At 68.0% G+C, this 20666-nt stretch carries 19 protein-coding genes; 10 read left to right on the top strand and 9 right to left on the bottom strand.

Translation table 11 applies throughout. The features are described from left to right. The first annotated feature begins 20 nt into the window (after positions 1-20). The 8 genes from nuoN (at position 21) to BO996_RS24160 (ending at position 7783) form a co-directional block, all read left to right on the top strand. A complete protein-coding gene (nuoN, locus tag BO996_RS24195; protein WP_012206966.1) occupies positions 21-1514 on the top strand; it encodes an NADH-quinone oxidoreductase subunit NuoN in 1494 nt (497 codons plus the stop codon). Between the two features lie 55 nt (positions 1515-1569). Next, complete coding sequence (locus BO996_RS24190) at positions 1570-1875, top strand: DUF2818 family protein (RefSeq protein WP_012206965.1); 306 nt, start codon at positions 1570-1572, stop codon at positions 1873-1875. Positions 1876-1913: 38 nt separating this feature from the next. Continuing rightward, positions 1914-2423, top strand: a complete 510-nt coding sequence (locus tag BO996_RS24185) for a DUF1178 family protein (protein WP_071956601.1) — start codon at positions 1914-1916, stop codon at positions 2421-2423. Positions 2424-3036: 613 nt separating this feature from the next. Further along, a complete protein-coding gene (locus tag BO996_RS24180) occupies positions 3037-3807 on the top strand; it encodes an ABC transporter ATP-binding protein (protein WP_012206963.1) in 771 nt (256 codons plus the stop codon). A 1-nt stretch (position 3808) separates the two neighbouring features. Continuing rightward, positions 3809-4519 (top strand): ABC transporter ATP-binding protein, encoded by a 711-nt coding sequence (locus BO996_RS24175; protein ID WP_012206962.1) that lies wholly within the window; start codon positions 3809-3811, stop codon positions 4517-4519. A 99-nt stretch (positions 4520-4618) separates the two neighbouring features. Continuing rightward, positions 4619-5815: an ABC transporter substrate-binding protein gene (locus BO996_RS24170; RefSeq protein WP_012206961.1), complete on the top strand. Its 1197-nt coding sequence runs from the start codon at positions 4619-4621 to the stop codon at positions 5813-5815. A gap of 57 nt (positions 5816-5872) precedes the next feature. Further along, positions 5873-6757, top strand: coding sequence for a branched-chain amino acid ABC transporter permease (locus BO996_RS24165; protein WP_012206960.1), 885 nt, complete (start codon positions 5873-5875; stop codon positions 6755-6757). Positions 6758-6784: 27 nt separating this feature from the next. Then, the gene (locus BO996_RS24160) at positions 6785-7783 is read left to right on the top strand and encodes a branched-chain amino acid ABC transporter permease (protein WP_012206959.1); all 999 of its coding nucleotides are present in this window, start codon (positions 6785-6787) and stop codon (positions 7781-7783) included. Between the two features lie 72 nt (positions 7784-7855). Here BO996_RS24160 and BO996_RS24155 read toward each other — a convergent pair whose 3' ends face one another. From BO996_RS24155 to BO996_RS24120, 8 genes are all read right to left on the bottom strand, one after another. After that, on the bottom strand, positions 7856-8185 hold the full coding sequence (locus BO996_RS24155) for a type II toxin-antitoxin system RelE/ParE family toxin (RefSeq protein ID WP_071956600.1): 330 nt from the start codon (positions 8183-8185) through the stop codon (positions 7856-7858). Beyond that, positions 8182-8415: a type II toxin-antitoxin system ParD family antitoxin gene (locus tag BO996_RS24150; protein ID WP_071956599.1), complete on the bottom strand. Its 234-nt coding sequence runs from the start codon at positions 8413-8415 to the stop codon at positions 8182-8184. The genes BO996_RS24155 and BO996_RS24150 overlap by 4 nt, the downstream gene beginning before the upstream one ends. A 70-nt stretch (positions 8416-8485) precedes the next feature. Beyond that, the gene (locus tag BO996_RS24145; protein WP_071956598.1) at positions 8486-9610 is read right to left on the bottom strand and encodes a lipocalin-like domain-containing protein; all 1125 of its coding nucleotides are present in this window, start codon (positions 9608-9610) and stop codon (positions 8486-8488) included. Positions 9611-9613: 3 nt separating this feature from the next. Further along, complete coding sequence (locus BO996_RS24140; RefSeq protein ID WP_071956597.1) at positions 9614-10681, bottom strand: PLP-dependent cysteine synthase family protein; 1068 nt, start codon at positions 10679-10681, stop codon at positions 9614-9616. Between the two features lie 16 nt (positions 10682-10697). Further along, positions 10698-13265: an FtsX-like permease family protein gene (locus tag BO996_RS24135; protein WP_071956596.1), complete on the bottom strand. Its 2568-nt coding sequence runs from the start codon at positions 13263-13265 to the stop codon at positions 10698-10700. Between the two features lie 19 nt (positions 13266-13284). After that, a complete protein-coding gene (locus BO996_RS24130) occupies positions 13285-14001 on the bottom strand; it encodes an ABC transporter ATP-binding protein (protein ID WP_070080923.1) in 717 nt (238 codons plus the stop codon). A gap of 16 nt (positions 14002-14017) precedes the next feature. Then, a complete protein-coding gene (miaA, locus tag BO996_RS24125) occupies positions 14018-15007 on the bottom strand; it encodes a tRNA (adenosine(37)-N6)-dimethylallyltransferase MiaA (RefSeq protein WP_071956595.1) in 990 nt (329 codons plus the stop codon). A 29-nt stretch (positions 15008-15036) separates the two neighbouring features. Beyond that, positions 15037-16233, bottom strand: coding sequence for a multidrug effflux MFS transporter (locus BO996_RS24120; protein ID WP_071956594.1), 1197 nt, complete (start codon positions 16231-16233; stop codon positions 15037-15039). Positions 16234-16437: 204 nt separating this feature from the next. Here BO996_RS24120 and BO996_RS24115 point away from each other — a divergent pair, with 204 nt between their 5' ends. Both BO996_RS24115 and BO996_RS24110 read left to right on the top strand, forming a co-directional pair. Beyond that, positions 16438-17403, top strand: coding sequence for a sulfurtransferase (locus tag BO996_RS24115; protein WP_012206950.1), 966 nt, complete (start codon positions 16438-16440; stop codon positions 17401-17403). A gap of 174 nt (positions 17404-17577) precedes the next feature. After that, entirely contained in the window at positions 17578-18828 is a 1251-nt protein-coding gene (locus BO996_RS24110; protein WP_071956593.1) for a YeeE/YedE family protein, read from the top strand. A gap of 6 nt (positions 18829-18834) precedes the next feature. Here BO996_RS24110 and BO996_RS24105 read toward each other — a convergent pair whose 3' ends face one another. Beyond that, a complete protein-coding gene (locus BO996_RS24105) occupies positions 18835-20496 on the bottom strand; it encodes an ankyrin repeat domain-containing protein (protein WP_071956592.1) in 1662 nt (553 codons plus the stop codon). Between the last annotated feature and the right edge of the window lie 170 nt (positions 20497-20666).

The following is a 20666-nucleotide window of genomic DNA, read 5'->3' as shown; positions in this document are numbered from 1 at the left end:
ACTGAAACGAGAGAATCGAGATGATTGACAACATCAGCTGGCTGGCCATCTATCCGGAGATCCTTCTCCTGGTCATGGCCTGCGTGATCGCCCTGGTGGACCTGGGCGTCAAAAGCCCGCGCCGCACGGGCACCTATGTTCTGACGCTGCTGACCCTGGGCGTGGTGGCCGTGCTGCAAGGCATGTACGCCTCCAGTGGCAACACGTTCTATGGCTGGGGCAACATGGTGGTCTCCGACGCCATGGGCAACTGGCTCAAGTGCTTCGCCACCGTGGCCATGATGGTCACCCTGGTCTACGGCCGCCCCTACGCCGCCGACCGCGACATGCTGCGCGGCGGCGAGCTGTTCACGCTGGCCATGCTCGCGCTGCTGGGCATGTTCATCATGATCTCGGGCAACAACTTCCTGGTCATCTACCTGGGCCTGGAGCTGCTGACGCTGTCCAGCTACGCCCTGGTGGCCCTGCGCCGCGACCACACGGCGTCGGTCGAGGCCGCGATGAAGTACTTCGTGCTCGGCGCCATGGCCAGCGGCTTCCTGCTGTACGGCATGTCCATGCTCTACGGAGCGACTGGCTCGCTGGACATCGGCCAGGTCTTCAAGGCCATCAACTCGGGCGAGATCAAGCACCAGGTGCTGGTGTTCGGCCTGGTCTTCGTGGTCTCCGGCCTGGCCTTCAAGCTGGGCGTGGTTCCCTTCCACATGTGGGTTCCCGACGTCTACCAGGGCGCTCCCACGGCCATCACCACCATGATCGGTGGCGCGCCCAAGCTGGCCGCCTTCGCGATCGTCATCCGCCTGCTGGTGGATGGCCTGCTGCCGCTGGCCATCGACTGGCAGCAGATGCTGGCGGTGCTTGCCATCGCCTCGCTGCTGGTCGGCAACCTGGCCGGCCTGCAGCAGACCAACCTCAAGCGCATGCTGGCCTACTCGACCATCTCGCAGATGGGCTTCGTGCTGCTGGGCCTGATGTCGGGTGTGGTGGATGGCAAGGTCGATCCGGCCACCATCGAGAACGCCTACAGCTCGGCCATGTTCTACGTGGTGACCTACGTGCTGACCACGCTGGCCGCCTTCGGCGTGATCCAGCTGCTGGCCCGCGAAGGTTTCGAGAGCGAAGAGGTCGCCGACTTTGCCGGCCTCAACCAGCGCAGCCCGCTGTATGCCGGCGTGATGGCGATCTGCCTGTTCTCCATGGCCGGTATCCCCCCCCTGGTGGGCTTCTACGCCAAGCTGTCGGTGCTGCAGGCGCTCGTGGCATCGGGCCACAGCCTGTACATCGCGCTGGCCGTGTTTGCCGTGGTCATGTCGCTGATCGGCGCCTTCTACTACCTGCGCGTCGTCAAGGTCATGTACTTTGACGAACCCATCACCGCCACCAGCGTTTCCGCTTCGCTGGACGTGCGCGTGGTGCTGACCCTCAACGGCGCCCTGGTGCTGGGGCTGGGCCTTCTGCCGGGTGGCCTGATGGCCCTGTGCGCCGACGCCGTCGTGCGCGCCCTGGCTTCATGATCCACTTTCCCGATGCGGGGCCCTGCATGCAGGGCTCCGCGGTGAGGACATCGGCTTGTCGCAAACCGCTTCGATCTGGCTCGTGATATTGGCTGCCCTTGTGGCAGCCAATTTGCCTTTCTTCAACGCCCGCTGGCTTCAGCTGGGGCCGCTGCGCGCCCAGCGCAAGCCGCTGGCCATGTGCCTGCTGGAGATGGTGCTGCTGTACTTCATCGTCGGCGGCGTGGCGCTGCTGCTGGAGCGCCGTGTGGGGCAGATCGCGCCCCAGGGCTGGGAGTTCTATGCCGTCACGGGAGCGTTGTTCCTGACGCTGGCCTTCCCCGGTTTCGTCTATCGTTTCCTGATTCACCGCCGCGGCTGAGGCTGCGGTGCCGGTTGTCTCATGGGTGGGGGTGCGTGATGAAAGTGCTCGACCTGCATTGCCCGCACGGCCATCTGTTCGAGGGCTGGTTCGCCTCGGAAGATGATTTCCAGGGCCAGCTGCAGCGCCAGCTGGTGCTGTGCCCCGTCTGCGGCCACAGCGACATCACCAAGCGACTGAGCGCCCCCCGCATCAATCTTGGCGCCAAGCCCTCAGCCACGCCCCCGACTGCGGCGGCTGAGCCTGCTGCAGCCGCCTCGGCTGCCAGTGCGGCAGCCGTTCCCTCACCGTCCATGCCGCCCCAGGCGCGCGAGCAGCTGCAGGCCATGCAGGCCGCCTGGCTGAAATGGTCGCGCCAGGTGGCGCAGCAGACCGAGGACGTGGGCGAGCGCTTTGTCGATGAAGCCCGCCGCATGCACTACGGCGAGACGGACGAGCGCGCCATCCGCGGCAAGGCCAGCCCCGAGCAGGCCATGCAATTGCTGGATGAAGGCATTGCCGTCCTTCCATTGGCCTTGCCCGAAGGCAGCAAGGAAACGCTGCAGTAAGTGGCGACTGGCACGTGCTGTCTTGGCGACGACAATTGCGCCCATTGCAATGGATTGGCAATCTCCAGGCCAGGCCTTTGCTTGTTGCTATTGATTGAGTAGCGCTAAAGCTGACTTTGTCGTCCTTCAATTGAAGAGGCGACAAACTCAAGCATATCCGCGGCTTTTCGCATAGTGACTGAGCAGGCCACAGGGAGATTGCCGACCTGGGTGTTTCCCGTAAGGCAGCGGACATTGGCCGCTGCCCTGTAAGTCGCAAAAAGGGTAGTTTGCTATCGCTTTGGAAGCGCTCTGGCCTTCCGTGTGGGCCGCGCCGGGCCGAGATGCTGGAGAACCCTAGGCCCTGCCTGCCACCGCGGCACCTTACAGCCCCGTCTGTGCTTGATTATTTCAAGTGTGAGTGGTTGCTTCTTTCGTTTGCGAAGGCCAGGCTTGATGCGCCATGCTGCAGTGCGGGGCAGGGCCTGTGCTTAGGAGCACCTACGTAGGCGTTTTCCCGCTGCGGTGCACAACGTCGGCAAGCCTACGATGCGTCCGACCCTGCACAACGCCCGCCAGAGCCTCTGGCGACGCGTTGGGGGCTGGCAGCATCAACGGAGCAGGCGAAGCGCACATGAGCGACGTTATTCTCGAAACCCGGAACCTGACCAAAGAGTTCAAGGGATTTACGGCGGTGAGCAAGGTGGACCTTTCGGTGCGCCGTGGCTCCATCCATGCCTTGATCGGCCCCAATGGCGCAGGCAAGACCACCTGCTTCAATCTGCTGACCAAGTTCCTGGAGCCCACCTCCGGCACCATCCGTTTCAATGGCGAGGACATCACGCGGGAAGCACCGGCGCAGATTGCGCGCCGTGGCGTGATCCGGTCCTTCCAGATCTCGGCCGTGTTCCCGCATTGCACGCTGCTGGAGAACGTGCGCATCGGCCTGCAGCGCAAGCTGGGCACGGAGTTCCATTTCTGGCGCAGCGAGAAGAGCCTGTCGCAGCTCGATGACCGCGCCATGCAGTTGCTGGCCGAAGTGGGCCTGCAGGATCTGGCCGACGAGGTCACGGTCAACCTGCCCTATGGCCGCAAGCGCGCGCTGGAGATTGCCACCACGCTGGCCATGGAGCCTGAGCTGATGCTGCTGGACGAACCCACGCAGGGCATGGGCCACGAAGACGTGGACCGCGTGACCCAGCTGATCAAGAAGGTCTCGGCCGGCCGCACCATTCTCATGGTGGAGCACAACATGAAGGTGATCTCCACCATTGCCGACCGCATCACGGTGCTGCAGCGCGGCGCCGTGCTGGCCGAGGGGCCGTACGAGGAAGTTTCGCGCAACCCGCAAGTGATGGAAGCGTATATGGGCACCACCGACGGCCAGTTGCAGGGAGCGCATTGAGATGACTGCACCGGCATTGGAAATCAAGGGCCTGCAGGCCTGGTATGGCGAATCCCATGTGCTGCACGGCATGGACCTGGTGGTCCAGCCCGGCGAGGTGGTCACGCTGCTGGGGCGCAACGGCGCGGGCCGCACGTCCACGCTGCGCGCCATCATGGGTCTGACGGGCGCGCGCAAGGGCTCCATCCGGATCAACGGCGTGGAGGCCATCCACCTGCCCACGCACCGCATTGCCCACCTGGGCGTGGGCTACTGCCCTGAAGAGCGCGGCATCTTCTCCAGCCTCTCGTGCGAAGAGAACCTGATGCTGCCGCCGCCGCTCAAGACCGGCCAGCCGGGCATGAGCGTGGATGAGATCTACGCCATGTTCCCCAACCTGGCCGAGCGCCGCCACAGCCAGGGCACGCGCCTGTCGGGTGGCGAGCAGCAGATGCTGGCGGTGGCGCGCATCCTGCGCACGGGCGCGCGGCTGCTGCTGCTCGACGAAATCTCGGAAGGCCTGGCACCCGTCATTGTGCAGGCGCTGGCCCGCATGATCACCATGCTGCGCACCAAGGGCTACACCGTGGTCATGGTGGAGCAGAACTTCCACTTCGCGGCGCCGCTGGCCGACCGCTTCTACGTGGTCGAGCACGGCCATGTGGTCGAGCGTTTCGGCGCGTCCGAACTGCAGGCCAAGATGCCCGTGCTCAACGAGCTGCTCGGAGTCTGACCCGGATATCCATCGTGGCCGGCGCCTGGGGCTCGCCGGCTGCATTCCTGCCATGGCCCTGTGACAAAAACCCAAGACATCAACGCGAAGGAGACACCAATGAAAGCAAAACTGACCGCACTGTCGTGCATGCTGGCTGCGGCCGGCCTGGCCAGCCCGCTTGCCATGGCACAGGAGAAGGTGAAGATCGGCTTCGTGACCGACATGTCCAGCCTGTATGCGGACGTGGAAGGCAAGAACGCCGTCACCGCCATGCAGATGGCCATCGATGACTTCGGCGGCAAGGTGCTGGGCCAGCCCATCGAGCTGCTGAGCGCCGACCACCAGAACAAGGCCGACATCGCCGCCTCCAAGGTGCGCGAGTGGGTGGACACGCAAGGTATCTCGCTGGTGTTCAGCGGCACCAACTCCGGCACGGCCCTGGCGGTGTCGCAGGTGGCCAATGAGAAAAAGCGCGTGCACTTCAACAGCGGTGCGGGTTCCTCGGCACTGACCAACGAGCAGTGCAACGCCTACACCGTTCACTACGCCTATGACACCGTGGCCCTGGCCAAGGGCACGGGTACGGCCGTGGTCGAGCGCGGCGGCAAGGACTGGTTCTTCCTGACGGCCGACTACGCCTTCGGCCACGCGCTGGAGAACGACACCACGGCCGTGATCAAGGCCAAGGGCGGCAAGGTGGTGGGCGGCGTCAAGCACCCGCTCAATGCCTCGGACTTCTCGTCCTTCCTGCTGCAGGCGCAGGCCTCCAAGGCCCAGATCCTGGGCCTGGCCAACGCCGGTGGCGACACCATCAACGCCATCAAGGCCGCCAAGGAATTCGGCATCAACAAGAGCATGAAGACCGTGGGCCTGCTGGTGTTCCTGACCGACATCCACAGCCTGGGCCTGAAGAACACCGAAGGCATGCAGTTCACCACCAGCTGGTACTGGGACCAGAACGATGCCACGCGCAAGTTCGGCGAGCGCTTCTTCGCCAAGACCAAGCGCATGCCCACCTCCATCCAGGCTGCCGACTACTCGGCCGTGACCAGCTACCTCAAGGCCGTGCAGGCCGTGAAGTCCACGGATGCCGACAAGGTCATGGCCTACCTCAAGAGCACGCCCATCGACGACTTCTACGGCAAGGGCTCGATCCGTCCCGATGGCACCTTCGCCCACGACATGTACCTGGTCGAGGTCAAGAAGCCCGCCGAGTCCAAGAAGCCCTGGGACTACCTGAAGGTCGTGGCCACGCTGCCTGCCGACCAGGTCTGGACCACCAAGGCCGAGACCAAGTGCGCGCTGTGGAAGTAACGCTGCGCCGCCACTGACCCCCAACCGCCACCCGGCCAACCACGACAGCTGCATCCCATGGAAATCTTTGGTGTTTCCCTGCCAGGCCTGATGAGCCAGCTCCTTCTGGGGCTGGTCAACGGCTCGTTCTACGCCATCCTCAGCCTGGGGCTGGCGGTGATCTTCGGCCTGCTCAACGTGATCAACTTCGCCCACGGCGCGTTGTTCATGCTGGGCGCCATGGTCACCTGGATGGCCATGAGCTACTTCAACATCAACTACTGGGTGATGCTGGTGCTGTCGCCGTTGCTGGTGGGCCTGCTGGGCGTGCTGATCGAGCGCTTTTTATTGCGCTGGATCTACAAGCTCGACCACCTCTACGGGCTGTTGCTGACCCTGGGCCTGTCGCTGCTGATCGAGGGCCTGTTCCGCTCGGTCTACGGCGTCTCGGGCCTGGGCTACGACACGCCCGAGCTGCTGGAAGGCGCGACCAACCTGGGCTTCATGATCCTGCCCAACTACCGCGCCTGGGTGGTGCTGGCCTCCATCGTGGTCTGCGTGGCCACCTGGTTCATGATCGAGAAGACGCGCATCGGCGCCTACCTGCGGGCCGGCACCGAGAACCCGCGCCTGGTCGAGGCCTTCGGCGTCAACGTGCCCGTGATGATCACGCTGACCTATGCCTTCGGCGCGGCGCTGGCGGCGTTTGCTGGCGTGCTGGCGGCGCCCGTCTACCAGGTCACGCCGCTGATGGGGCAGAACCTCATCATCGTGGTCTTCGCCGTGGTGGTGATCGGGGGCATGGGCTCCATCATGGGCTCCATCCTCACCGGCCTGGGCCTGGGCGTGATCGAGGGCCTGACCAAGGTCTTCTGGCCCGAGGCTTCGTCCACCGTGGTGTTCTTCATCATGGTCATCGTTTTGCTCATCCGCCCCGCCGGCCTGTTCGGCAAAGAGAAATAACAAGAACGAGGACAAGGGGCCGACCACATGAAATCCAAGACTCTCGTTCAACGCATCGCCCCCTGGGGCTATGGCCTGCTGCTGCTGGGCCTGCTGGCGGCGCCCATGCTGGGTGCCTACCCGGTGTTCGTGATGAAGCTCATGTGCTTCGCACTGTTCGCCTCGGCCTTCAACCTGCTGCTGGGCTACACGGGCCTGCTGTCCTTCGGCCACGCGGCCTTCCTGGGTGGTGCGGCCTATGTGACGGGCTACGCCATCAAGGGCTGGGGCTTCACGCCCGAGCTGGCCATGCTGGCCGGCACGGCCGGGGGCGCGCTGCTGGGGCTGATCTTCGGCTGGCTGGCCATCCGCCGCCAGGGCATTTATTTCTCGATGATCACGCTGGCGCTGGCCCAGATGCTGTTCTTCGTGTGCCTGCAGGCGCCCTTCACGGGCGGCGAGGACGGACTGCAGGGCGTACCGCGCGGCAAGCTGTTCGGCCTCATCGACCTGACCAGCGACCTGACCATGTACTACGTCACGCTGGTCATCGTGGTCCTGGCCTTCCTGCTGATCGTGCGCACCATCCACTCGCCCTTCGGCCAGGTGCTCAAGGCCATCAAGGAGAACGAGCCGCGCGCAACCTCGCTGGGCTATGACGTGGCGCGCTTCAAGCTGCTGGCCTTCGTGATCTCGGCCGCGCTCACGGGCCTGGCCGGTTCGCTCAAGACCGTGGTGCTGGGCTTTGCCACGCTGTCGGATGTGCACTGGACCACCTCCGGCCACGTGATCCTGATGACGCTGATGGGCGGCCTGGGCACGCTGTCCGGCCCCATCCTGGGCTCGGCCGTGGTGGTCATGCTGGAGAACAAGATCGGCGAGTTCGGCAGCTTCCTGCAGCGCCTCACGGGCGTGGAGTGGTTCTCCACGCTGGGCGAGTCGGTGACCATCGTCACCGGCCTGATCTTCGTGGTCTGCGTGCTGCTGTTCCGCAAGGGCATCATGGGCGAGCTGATCGCCTGGCTGCAGAAAAAGCGTACTCCTTGAGAGCCTGAAGACCGCACCGAGCGGCGGGAAGGGCAGGCCACCAGGACCGCATCTGATCCTGGTGGCCTGCCCTTATCCGTTGTCGGGTTCCTGCATCCATGCCGGTATGTCCCGCTGGCCGTGCAGCACACGCCATACATCGACGTGATGGGCGTGCTCCACATAGAACACCATGTACGGGTAGCGCGTCAGCGGCCAGGCGCGCAGACCGGGCAGATGGAGTTCATGGGCATAGCGCAGCGAGCCTGTGGAGGGGTGGCGGCCTATGTGTGCGTAGGCCTTCTCCAGCGCGTCGATGAAGCCCAGGGCTGCATGTGCTGCCTCCTCGTCCAGGTACCAGGCAAGTATCTCTTCGACGTCCCGGGTGGCCTGCTCGCGGGGGACGATGGCCTTGGCCTTCACCTCCTGGCCTTTGCCCGCTCACGCAGTCCATCGAAATAGCCCGCATCCACCGCGGCAGCCGGCGCCGAACCCGCTCCAGCCAACAGCAGGTTGCGCAGTTGCTGGCGCTCCTGATCCCTGCGGATCAGCTCGCGGACATACTCGCTGCTTGTGCCGTAGCCACGCTGGCTGACCTGCTCATCCACGAAGGACTTGAGGGCGTCAGGCAGGGAAATGTTCATGGTGCTCATGGCGCCAGTGTGGGTCGCTTGGCAAAAATTGGCAAGATTCCCATTCAGCCACTGCAGTTTGAAGAGGTTTTCATAGCTGCAGCGGCCGGGCGTAGCCCGTCATCTCCAGGTATCCCTGACCGGCTCGCGCCTCCTGGCCCGGGCCGGTGGGCTTTTGGAGGCTGCACAGGCCCTCCCAGTAGATGGCGCCGGTGGAGGCGCTGCTGTCCAGCTCCTGGTCATCGACCAGGGCGTTCACGGTGAAGCGGCCAGCGGGCGTTTCCACCTGCCATTGCACGGGGTAGCGCGCGCCGCTGGCGGGGCTGCTCCAGTGGCGCAGCGGTGTGAACCGAACGGCATCGTGGGCGAAGACCTGTACCTTGCCATCGGCGCCGCGCAGCGAGCCTCCGGCCCACAGCGCGCTGCCATCGCTGCGGCGCACTCTGAAGGCAGTGAGCGCGCCGCCGTCGAACAGGTTCATGCCTATCCAGTCCCAGCCCACGGCCTCGGGGTGCATCAAGGCCTGGCTCCATTCATGGTCCAGCCAGGCGCGGTTGTCACCGGGTTCGCGTGCGGCTTCTATCGCCATGCGCTGGCCTGCCAGCTCCAGCGTGCCGCTCACCTGCAGCTGCGGGCGGCTGTAGTAGTAGCTGGCCTGTTCGGGCTCCGGCCCCTTGCGCGAGAGGCCGGCGCGGCCCTGCAGCAGCGGGTGCTCGCGGGTTTCGAAGCGCAGGTCCAGTGCGAATGCGGTGCTGCGTATGCTGGTGGTGTAGCGTTCGGCCTCGCCGTTACCGGTGCCTTCATCGGTGCGCTGCAGCGACCAGTCCTGCAGCCGCACGTCGGCATCGGTCTCGCTGGCCTGGGCAATGCCAAAACCTGCGCGCGCGATGCGCTGGTCGTGGTGCAGGCGGGCGCCCTGCACATCGCACAGCGCCGCATGGGCAAACAGCAGCTGGCGCGCCGCAAAGGCGGAGCGCAGCTCCTGCGTGGCCTGCACGCGCGACCGAAAGAAGGTGATCTGGAAACCCCAAGCCCGGCCCGCCGCGCGTGCCTGGCCGGTGATGTACCACCACTCGGTGCGCAGCCCGGGGTGGCTGCTATGGTCGCGCGGGAAGACCAGCGTGCGTGGCGGCAGTGCCTGGGCGGGCAGTCCTGCCGCCCCCAGGCCCAGGCCTGCAGCCAGGCCCAGCAGATGGCGGCGGGGCAGGGGCATCATGGATCAGCTTTGCAACTGCGCGATGCGCGCCTGGGCCGGCCCGCAGTCGCCGATGCGCTGCATCACCCAGTCCGCATCATGGTAGGTGGGCAGGTAGCGCTCGCCCGCATCGCACAGCAGCGAGAGGATGGAGCCCTGCTCGCCGCGCTGGCGCATCTCGCTGGCCAGCCTGAGCATGGCCACGTAGTTGGTGCCCGTGGACGGCCCCACGCGCCGGCCCAGCAGTGCGGACAGGCTGCGCATGGCGGCCAGGGAATCGCAGTCCGCCACCTCCTCCATGCGGTCCACCAGGGTGCGCACAAAGCTGGGCTCCACGCGCGGGCGGCCTATGCCCTCGATGCGCGAGCCCGGCGCGGTGAGGGTGGCATCGCCCGTGCGGTGGTAGGCGGCGAACACCGAGCCCTCGGGGTCGGCCACGCAGATGCCCGTGGCATGGCGCTGGAAACGCACGTAGCGGCCAATGGTGGCACTGGTGCCGCCCGTGCCCGCGCCCACCACGATCCAGCGCGGCACGGCATGGCGCTCGCGCAGCATCTGGGTGAACATGCTCTCCGCAATATTGTTGTTGCCACGCCAGTCGGTGGCGCGCTCGGCATAGGTGAACTGGTCCATGTAGTGGCCGCCGGTCTGCGCGGCCACGGCGCGTGCCTCGTCGTAGACCTGGCCTGCGCTGTCCACGAGATGGCAGCGACCGCCGTAGAACTCGATCAGCGCAATCTTCTCGGCCGAGGTGCTGCGCGGCATCACGGCCACGAAGGGCAGGCCCAGCAGGCGCGCGAAATACGCCTCGCTCACGGCCGTGGAGCCGCTCGATGCCTCGACGATGGTCGAGCCCTCATGCACCCAGCCATTGCACAGCGCATAGAGAAACAGCGAGCGCGCCAGCCGGTGCTTGAGGCTGCCCGTGGGGTGGGTGGATTCGTCCTTGAGGTAGAGGTCGATCCCCAGGTCGGCAAAGCCGGGCAGGGGCAGCGGGATCAGGTGCGTGTCGGCACTGCGCTGGTAATCGGCCTCGATGCGGTTGATGGCCTCATGCAGCCAGGAAGAGGTGGTGTGCGGCATGGCGGCCATTGTCGCAGGCTGCTTCCTACCAATCCTCCTTGACCGCCAGCACTGCCTCGCGCCCTGCAGCCGCACGCCCGGCCAGCCAGGCCGTCAGCGTGCCTGCTGCGATCACGCTGGCAGCCAGCGCCAAAAGGCGGGGCCACGGCAGGGACAGCTCCATGGTCCAGTGAAAGCTTTGCGGATTCACCACATGCACTAGGATCACGGCCACGCCCAGGCCCAGCAGGCTGCCGGCGATGGCGCCCGCCGTGGTCCAGGCCATGCCCTCGCCAGCCACCACGGCCAGGATGTCGCGCCGCGTCAGGCCCAGGTGGGCGAGCAGGCCGAATTCCTTGCGCCGTGCCAGCACCTGGGCGCTGAAGCTGGCCGCGATGCCGAACAGGCCGATGCCGATGGCCACGGCCTGCAGCCAGTAGGTCACGGCAAAGCTGCGGTCGAAGATGCGCATGGAGCGCTCGCGCAGCGCGCCGCTGCTGGCGAACTCCAGTGCCTGCGCGGCGCCCGGACCGGTCAGCAGGGACTGGATGCGCGCCTGAAGCTGTTGCGCCGTGGCCGTGTCGTCGCCGTCCGGCCAGATGGCGATTTCGGTGGGGCCTGCCGTGGTGGCGCTGCCCTTGGCGAGCTGTTGGTAGTCGTCCCAGTCCATGGCGATGGCGCCGAACTGGCGCACATAGTCGCGCCAGATGCCGGCCACAAACACGCGGGAATCTTCCGACGGCAGGGCCTGGGCCAGCAGCGGCCACTCCTGGCCCGGCCGCACGTCATAGAGTTGGGCCACGGCTTCACTGACATAGACGGGCGTGCTGCCAGCGGGCGCTTGCACGGGGCCTTGTATCCACGGCAACTGCTGGCCCTGGGGGCCATGCAGCGGACGCAGCAGCAGGCTGACGGCGGGGCGATCCGGGCTGAGCCACAGGCTGGTGCTGCGCATGGGCTGGGCGCGCTGCACGCCAGGCAGGGCGGCAATGCGCGCGGCCAGATCGGCGGGCAGGGGCGCGGCATCGGCACGGCCTGCGCTGCCGGCCGTGCGCAGGTACAGCGGGGCGGGCAGCACGGCATCCAGCCAGGCGATCATGCTGTCCCTGAAGCTGGCCACCATCACGGTCAGCGCCACGGCCAGGCTCAGGCTGGCCACCACGCCGCCCACGGCCACCGTGGTGCTGCGGCGCATGCGCCGTGCGCGCTCCACGGGCAGCAGGGCCAGCGGCTGGCGCAGCAGCGATTGCGGCACCAGGCGCAACAGCTGGCCCAACAGCCAGGGCAGGGCGGCCATGCCGCCCAGCAGCAGCAGGGCCACGGCGGCATAGGCGGCCAGGGGAATGCCGGCCACGGGCGGCACAAAGGCCAGGGCCACGCTGGCTGCCATCAGCAGCAGGGCCGGCAGGCCGCGCGCCGCGCGTTCGGAGCCCGCGCCCTGGCCCTTGAGCGTGGCGGCGGGCGGCAACTCCATCGCCTGGCGCGCCGGCCACCAGCCGCCAGCCACGGTGGCGGCCACGCCCAGCAGTCCAAAGGTCAGCGCGGCGCCGGCGCTCCACTGCAGTGCAGGCTGCACGCCGGCAAAGTAGCCGCCGCCCAGGTCACCGCCCAGCAGGTGCAGGGCCAGCCAGGCCAGGCCCGCGCCCAGCGCAATGCCGGCCGCGCTGCCCACCATGCCCAGCAGCAGCGATTCCAGCAGCACCAGGCCCAGGCGCTGGCGCGGCGTCAATCCCAGCACGGCCAGCAGGGCGAACTGCGGCGCGCGCTGGGCCACGCTGAGCGCCAGCACCGAGAACACCAGGAACGCCCCCGTGAACAGCGCCACCAGGGCCAGCACCGTCAGGTTGACGCGGTAGGCGCGCGACATCTCGGCAATGCGCTGCTGGTCGTCGCCGGGGCGGCTGGCCAGGGCCTGGGCGGGCCAGTCGGGCAGGCGGCGCAGCTCGGCCAGCAGGGACTCGCGCGTGGCGCCTTCGGCCAGCAGCACATCGATGCGGTCCACCTGGCCCCAGCGCTGCAGGCTGTCCTGCAGCGCACCTATGTCCATCACGGCCAGCGGCGGGCCGGATGCGGCCACCGTGCCCGCGATGCGCAGGGTCTGCGCGCGCCCGCCCAGTTGCCATGGCAGGGGCGTGTGCCGCGCCTGCTCCGGCGTCAGGCCCAGGGCTTCGAGTGCCGTTGCATTGAGGAAGACCGCATCGGGCGCGAACAGGTCCAGCCGCCCGCCGCCATCGAACAGCCGGGGCATGAGCGCAGGCGCTACGGGCGCCAGCCGCAGCGCATCGCCGCCCAGCACGCGCAACTGCACCGGCGTGGCGGTGCCGGCCAGGGCCGTGGCTTCGATCCAGGGGGCGGCCAGGCTGACCTGGGGCTGCTGCGCAACACGGCCATACAGCGATTCGGGCAGGCCGCCCTGCATGGCACGCAGCTCCAGGTCCGGCTGGCCGCTGACCGTGCGCACGGCGCGCGAGAACTCATCGAGCGCGGACTGGTTGATCACATGCACGGCAAAGCCCAGCGCCACGCCCAGCATGATGGCCACCAGGGCGGTGGCCGTGCGCCAGGGATGCTGGCGCAGCTCCTGCCAGGAAAAGGTGCGAAGCAGGGCGAGCATGGGCGAGCGATCTTTGGCGCTAGGCGGGCTGCATGCCCTGTGCGGTCAGGCGCAGCACGCGGTCGGCACGGCGCGCGGCCTCGATGGAGTGCGTGACCAGCACCAGGGCGGCCTGGTGTTCCCGGGTCTGCTGCAGCAGCAGTTCCATGACCTGTGCGGCCGTGCCGGGGTCCAGGTTGCCGGTGGGCTCGTCGGCCAGCAGCAGGGCCGGGCCGTGGACCAGGGCACGTGCAATGGCCACGCGCTGCAGCTGGCCGCCGCTGAGCTGCCAGGGCAGGCGCTGCTCCAGCCCCTGCAGCCCGACGGCCTGCAGCAGTTGCTGCACGCGCTGGCGGCCCGCCGCATCCAGCCGCTGCAGCAGCATCAGCGGCAGGGCCACGTTGTGCCAGACATCCAGATGGGGCAGCACATGGAAGGCCTGGAACACGAAGCCCACATGGCTGCGCCGCCACAGCGCGCGGCCGGTTTCATCCAGGGCCGACAGGTCCTGGCCTTCGTGCAGCACGCGGCCCTGCTGCCACTCATCGAGCCCGGCCAGGCAGTTGAGAAAGGTGGACTTGCCCACGCCCGAGTCACCCACGATGGCCACGAACTCGCCGCGCGCCACGCTGCAGTCCACGTTCTCGAAGACGGCGGTTTCCGTGCCGCCGTCGTTGCGGTAGCGCCGCGCCAGGCCCTGGACCTGAAGCAGCGGCGGCTGAGTCAGCGGCGTGTTGTCCTGGGGCGCGGCAGTCATGAAGGCGGTTTCCTGTTCAGCCGTTGCGGGCCTGGGTTGCTGCGGCCACCACGGCCATCGCTGCCTGCAGCAGTTGCTGCTGGGCATCGGGCGCATCGCAGGCGATGGCATGGCGGGCGGGCATGCTGCGCAGCCAGGTGATCTGGCGCTTGGCCAGCTGGCGCGTGGCGGCAATGCCGCGTTCGCGCAGCGAGTTCATGGAGTACAGGCCGTCCAGCGATTCCCAGGCCTGGCGGTAGCCCACGCAGCGGATGGAGGGCAGGTCCAGGTGCAGGTCGCCGCGCGCGCGCAGTTGCTGCACTTCGTCGATGAAGCCGGCGTCCAGCATGGCGTCGAACCGCTGGGCAATGCGTGCATGCAGCCAGGCGCGGTCCTGCGGCTCCAGCGAGAAGAAACCGCCGGGGCTGATCAGGCCCTGTTCGGCATTCTTGCCACTGCGCGTATGAAAGCTGGACAGCGGTTTGCCCGACACATGCCAGACCTCCAGCGCGCGCTGTATGCGCTGGCTGTCGGCCGGCGCCAGGCGCGCGGCCGTGGCGGGATCGACCTGGGCCAGCAGCGCATGCATGGCGGGCCAGCCGATCTGCGCGGCCTGGGCGTCCAGCCGCTCGCGCACGGCGGGGTCGGCGGCCGGCATGTCGTCAATGCCATCCTGCAGGGCCTTGAAATACAGCATGGTGCCGCCCACCAGCAGCGGCAGGGCGCCGCGCGCGCGGATCTCGGCCACCAGGCGCTGCGTGTCCTGCACGAATTCGGCCGCGCTGTAGGCCTGCAGCGGGTCGCGGATATCGATCAGGTGATGGGGGCAGGCAGCCAGTTCTTCGGGCGTGGGCTTGGCCGTGCCGATGTCCATGCCGCGATAGACCAGGGCCGAGTCCACGCTGATGATTTCTGCGGCCTGGCCCCGTTCGGCCAGCAGCCTGGCCAGGGCCAGGGCGGCAGCGGTCTTGCCTGAAGCGGTGGGGCCGGCGATGGCCAGGCAGGGGAGCGGGGAAGCGGTGGACATTCGAGAAACGGGAACGCAGGAAAGTGGAATCAGCGGTGGCCATCGACCCGGCCGTGGCGGCGCACCAGCCCCCAGGCGACCAGGGCCGTGCACACGCCCCAGAACCAGATGCCGAAGGCCATGGGCCGGGTGGACTGGCCGTCCAGGTGCAGGCCCAGCCAGTGTCCCATGGCAAAGGCGATGAGCATCATGGTGAAGCCGTTGAGCGCCGAGGCCGTGCCCGCCGACTGCGGGAAGGGCGCGATGGCATTGCTCTGGCCGCAGGGCATGTGCACGCCATGGGCGATCTGGAATATATAGAAGGGCAGGGCATAGGCCCAGAGGCTGCGCGCATCGGCCAGCGCCGCAATGCCGATGGCCGTGGCCGACAGCAGGCTGGCCAGCCCGGCAATCTGCACGGCGCGCCGCACATCCATGCGCTGCAGCAGCCAGCGGCACAGGAAGGTGCCCGCGATGTAGCACAGCGCATTGCTGCCCATCAGCAGGCCGTAGCCCGTGCGGCTCACGCCCAGCACATGGATATAGGTGAAGGAAGATGCGGCCAGGTTGGTGAACAGGGCTGCATAGGTGCAGCAGGTCAGCAACTGGTAGGACTGGAATCCCGGGTGGCGCAGGATAGTGATCCAGTTGCGCGCCAGGGCCAGCGGCTGCAGCGCCGTGGGATTGGTGCGGGCCAGTGTCTCCGTGAAGCGCAGGGCCACCAGCAGCAGGGCCAGCGCACCCATCACGGCCTGGGCCAGCATGGTCGAGCGCCAGCCCAGCGAATCCACCAGCAGGCTGCCGCTGACGGGGCTCAGGAAGGCGATCACGCCCAGCCCGGTCAGCGCCTTGGACATGACCTGGGCGCCCAGGTGCGGCGCGAACAGGTCGCGCACCATGGCGCGTGCACACATCACGCCGGCGCCCAGCGATGCCCCCTGCAGCGCGCGCCAGGCGATCAGCGACTCCATGGTCTCGGCACTGGCGCTGCCCAGCGCGGCCAGCACGTAGATGGACATGCCCGCCAGCAGGATGGGCCGGCGCCCGAAGCGGTCGGACAGCGGCCCCCAGGCCAGCTGCGAGCAGCCGAAGGCCAGCAGGAACGCCGTCAGCGTGAGCTGCACCTGGGACACCTGGGTGGAGAAGGCCGCCTGTATCGACGGCAGGGCCGGCAGGTACAGGTCGGTGGCCAGCGGCTGCAGTCCCAGCAGCAGGCCGAGCAGGACGACGACCAGGACGGGGGACATGGCCGGCTGCGCTTGCGCGGCGGCGGGAGACAGGGGCGCTGACATAGGCGACCGAGGGTAGCAGAGAACAAGGGGTGTCGCTGTCCATGTTCGGGCGGTGCATATCCATCTGCGGATTGCGCAGTTGGGAACCGGCCGGGCCCTGCCTACATTGCATTGCAGAGGAATCAACCCGATCAACGCAACTGTGAACAAAGGACCGCAATGGCAACGCTGACCGCTTTCTCCTCCCTTCCCGCCGCGCTGCGCCAGGGGGCGTGCACCCTGCTGTGGGGCGTGGCCCTGGTCGGTGGTGCGGCCCATGCCAATGCGCCTGTGCCCGAAGGCCCGCTGGTCAGCACCGAATGGCTGGCGGCCAACCTCAACCGCGCCGATGTGCGCATCGTCGAGGTCAGCGTCAACCCCGGCCTGTACGAACGCTCCCATGTGCCGGGGGCCGTCAACTTCTCTTGGCACAACGACCTCAATGACAAGGTGCGCCGCGACATCGTGGGCAAGGAGCAGTTCGAGAAGCTGCTGTCCCAGGCCGGCGTGAAGGAAGGCAACACGGTCGTGCTGTACGGCGATACCAACAACTGGTTCGCGGCCTGGGGGGCCTGGGTCTTCGACATCTATGGCGTGCAGAACGTCAAGCTGCTGGACGGCGGCCGCAAGAAGTGGGAGGCCGAGAACCGCCCCCTCAACAACCGCGCCCCGGAATATGCGGCCACCACCTATCGCGTGGGCAAGGTCAACACAGCGCTGCGCGCGCGCCTGACCGATGCGCTGGCCTCGGCCGAGGGACGCAGCGACGCCAGGCTCGTCGACATCCGCTCGGCCGACGAATACCAGGGCAAGGTCTTCGCCCCGGCCGGCGTGCCGGAGCTGGCCATCCGCGCAGGCCACATCCCCGGCGCCGTCAACGTGCCCTGGGGGCAGGCCGTGCGCGAGGACGGCAGCTTCAAGTCCGCCGAAGAACTCAAGAAGCTCTATGCGGGCGTGGGCATCGACGGCAGCAAGCCCGTCATCACCTACTGCCGCATCGGCGAGCGCTCCAGCCACACCTGGTTTGCGCTGTCCAAGATCCTGGGCTACCAGGTGCGCAACTACGACGGCTCGTGGACCGAATACGGCAACTCCGTGGGTGTGCCCATCAACAACCCGGCCGGCACGGTCTGGGCCGCGAAATGAACCTGCAGTCGATCAACCTGTCTTGAAGGCGGGGGCCGGGCGAGGGGTGTCGGTGCTCTTGGTTTGACGGATCAGGGGTGGTGACGAGTGGCTTTGGCAAAAGCTCGGCTCCTTTGGGGCCCGCAGACTGCGGGCCCCTTTTTTTATGCGTGGATGGCAACAAAGGGGGCAGGAATGACAAGCGTGACCGGTGAGCACACGCAGAACGTGAATGGCGGGCACAGGGCAAGGGACTGGACCAGATGGCTGCCCTTGGCCGCCGTGCTGGTCGCAGCCTGGCTTGTGGCGGCGCAGCTGCAGCTGCAAGGCGGCGGGCGCACCCTGGTCTTTGCGCTGGCGCTGGGCCTGCTGCTGGGGCTGGTGCTGCAGCGCTCGCGCTTTTGCTTTTACTGCCATGCGCGCGACTGGTTCGAGTTCGGCGACCCGCGCGGCGTGCTCTCCATCCTGCTGGCGCTGGCCGTGGGATCGGCGGGCATGACCGTGGTGCTGGGCAGCTGGGTGGCCGTGCCCCAGCCGGGCCAGTTGCCGCCCGACATGCACATAGGTCCCGTGAGCTGGGTGCTGGTCCTTGCGGGCCTGGCCTTTGGCGCGGGCATGTCGGTCTCGGGCTCGTGCATCAGCGCCCACTGGTACCGGCTGGGCGAGGGCTCGCCCGTGGCGCCGTTTGCCCTGGTCGGCACGGGCCTGGGCTTCGTGCTGGGGTTTCGCAGCTGGAACCCGCTGTACAGCCTGGCCATTGCCGATGCACCCGTCATCTGGCTGCCGGCGCATCTGGGCTATGGCGGCGCGCTGGCGCTGCAACTGGCCGTGCTGGGACTGCTGGCGGCCTGGGTCTGGGGCATTCATGGGCGCTCGGGTCGCGCACAGCCACGGCCTGCGGCAGAACCGGCGCAGCCACCGGGCCTGCGCCAGCTGTGGCTGTCACTGTGGCAAGGCCGCTGGAACGCCGCGCTGGGCGGCCTGGCCGTGGGCCTGATCGCGGCCGCCGCCATCGTGCGCATGCGGCCGCTGGGCGTGACCACCACGCTGGGCAGCACCGTGCGCGGCTGGGCCCAGGCGGGCGGCTGGGTGCCCGAGCGCCTGCACGGCCTGGACACCCTGGGCGGCTGCGCCACGGCCGTACTCAACAGCCTGCTCACGCCCCATGCCGTGCTGCTGCTGGGCCTGGTGGCCGGTGCCTGGGGCGCTGCCGTGGCCAGCCGCCAGTGGACGCCGCGCCGCCCCACCTGGCGCGATGCGGCACGCGGCCTGGCCGGTGGCGCCTTGCTGGGATGGGGCGCCATGACGGGGCTGGGCTGCACCATTGGCACGCTGCTGTCGGGCAGCATGGCGGGCGCGCTGTCGGGCTGGGTCTTTGGCGCGGCCGTGTTCACGGCGCTGTGGGCGGGTTTCGTGCTGCGGCGCTGGCAGGCCAGCCGGGACTGAGGGCCTTCAGCCGGCAGCCACCCCCAGCAGCAGATCCGCGATCTCCTCCGGATACCGCTGCCGGCTTCCGTCGATGAGCACGCAGCCGGGCGCCTCGGGGTCGGGCCTGGCCAGGGGCATGCCGTGGTCGATGAGGGCCTGGGCGCAGCCCAGCCAGTCGCCGCCGCCGGGTTCCGTGGATTCGGGCCGGTTCAGCGATGCCCAGCACAGGGTGCCTGCGCAGTTGTCGCCATAGGCGTGGCGTTCGGTCCACTGTGCGCCGTGCTCCAGCAGGAAGCGCGCCATGGCGGCATCGCCACGGAACACGGCCTGGTTCAGTGCGGATGCATCCCAGTCGCCGCCGCGCGCGGCGATGGGCCAGCCCAGTTCCACCATGCAGCGCACGGCGTCCATGCAGCCCAGGGCCGCCAGTTCGGGCAGCATGCGCAGTTGTTCGGGTGCCAGGCCCTGGAGCAGCCCGGGGTGGGCTGCGGCAAGACGGCGAGCCTGTGCTGCGTCGCCCACGGCGCAGGCGGCCAGGAGCTGCTCCTGCGGCGTGGTGGGCTCGCTGCCCGCCGCCTGTTCCAGCAGGGCGGCCACGTCGGCCAGGCCAAAGCGCCGCGCCAGTGCAGCGGCACGCAGGCCCTGCGGCGTGCGGACCGACGGATCGGCGCCGGCATCCAGCAGCGCCTGCACATGGGCGGGCGAGCGGCGCCGGCGGATGGCCCACAGCAGCGGGCGGCCCCATTCGCCCTGGCCGTTGTCCTCGTTCGGATCGGCGCCGTGGTCCAGCAGCAGGCGCAGGGCCTGCACATCGTCCAGGTCCAGCACGCGGAACAGGGCATTGCTGCCGTCCGCGCGTGCGCCGGCTTGCAGCAGCAGCCGCGTGCATTCGCGGCTGGCGGGCGTGCCTTCCAGCGAGTGGTAGAGCGATTCGCCGTCGTTGGGGTCGGCGCCGGCCTGTAGCAGCATCTGCGTCAGTTGCGCATCATGGTTCTGGCCTGCTGCGCCATAGAGGGCCGACAGCCGCTCGGTATCGGAGGGGGTCTGCAGCGAGGCGGGGGGCCAGCGGTTGCCTATGGTCTGCAGCGGGTCGGCGCCCGCGTCCAGCAGCCAGCGCGCGCATGCGTGCAGGTGCTCGGTGAATTCGGGCAGGCGCAGCAGGCAGGAATGGGTGACGGCCATCAGCGGCGGCAGCGCCAACGGCCCGCCTGCTCGGCGCAGCCAGCCGGGGTCGCTGCGCTCGGCCTCGCGCAGCACGGCCAGATTGCCGGTGGCGCAGGCTACCCAGGGATCACTGCCCGCAAGTTCCGGCCGCTCGTCCAGCAGGCGCCGGGCCAGCGCGGGCTGCGCGCGGTGCGTGCCGCCCGCCACATCGCCGGCATAGACCAGGGCCAGCCAGTGCAGCCGGGATTTCTCGGGGTCCGCCGCCAGGCGCTGGCATGCCTCGACGTAGCCTGACAGCTCGCTCCATGAAGCGAAACCGTGTTCGCGCGCCACGCAGGACTGGGCGTCGTGCAGCCGCAGGTCCTTGGCGGCGAGCGCCTCATCGGCAAGGCCTTTGGCTGCTGGCAGGTGGGAGCGCAAGGACTCCATGGCCTGGGCCGAGCCTGAGCGATAGGCGGCCAGCAGTTGCTTGGCCTGTTTCTTGAGGTGGCCCATGTCGGGCCGGGCGGGAATGCGTTTCACAGGGATACCTCCGTGCACGAAGGCCAATGACCTGCAGCTTGGCGCACAAAGGCATGTGGCAAGAGAAAAACGCCGGGAGGCGCATACAGGTGGGTTCAACCCTTCCCGCAGGTCCGGGTGCGGCCTGCACCGCAAGCGCGGATGTTAGCGCAAGGCGACAGTCATCTGGG

It is taken from the genome of Delftia sp. HK171 (assembly GCF_001886655.1).
GTDB lineage: Bacteria > Pseudomonadota > Gammaproteobacteria > Burkholderiales > Burkholderiaceae_C > Comamonas > Comamonas acidovorans.
The sequence above is the reverse complement of the archived record's forward strand: the minus strand, read 5'-3'. Positions and strand labels throughout refer to the sequence as shown.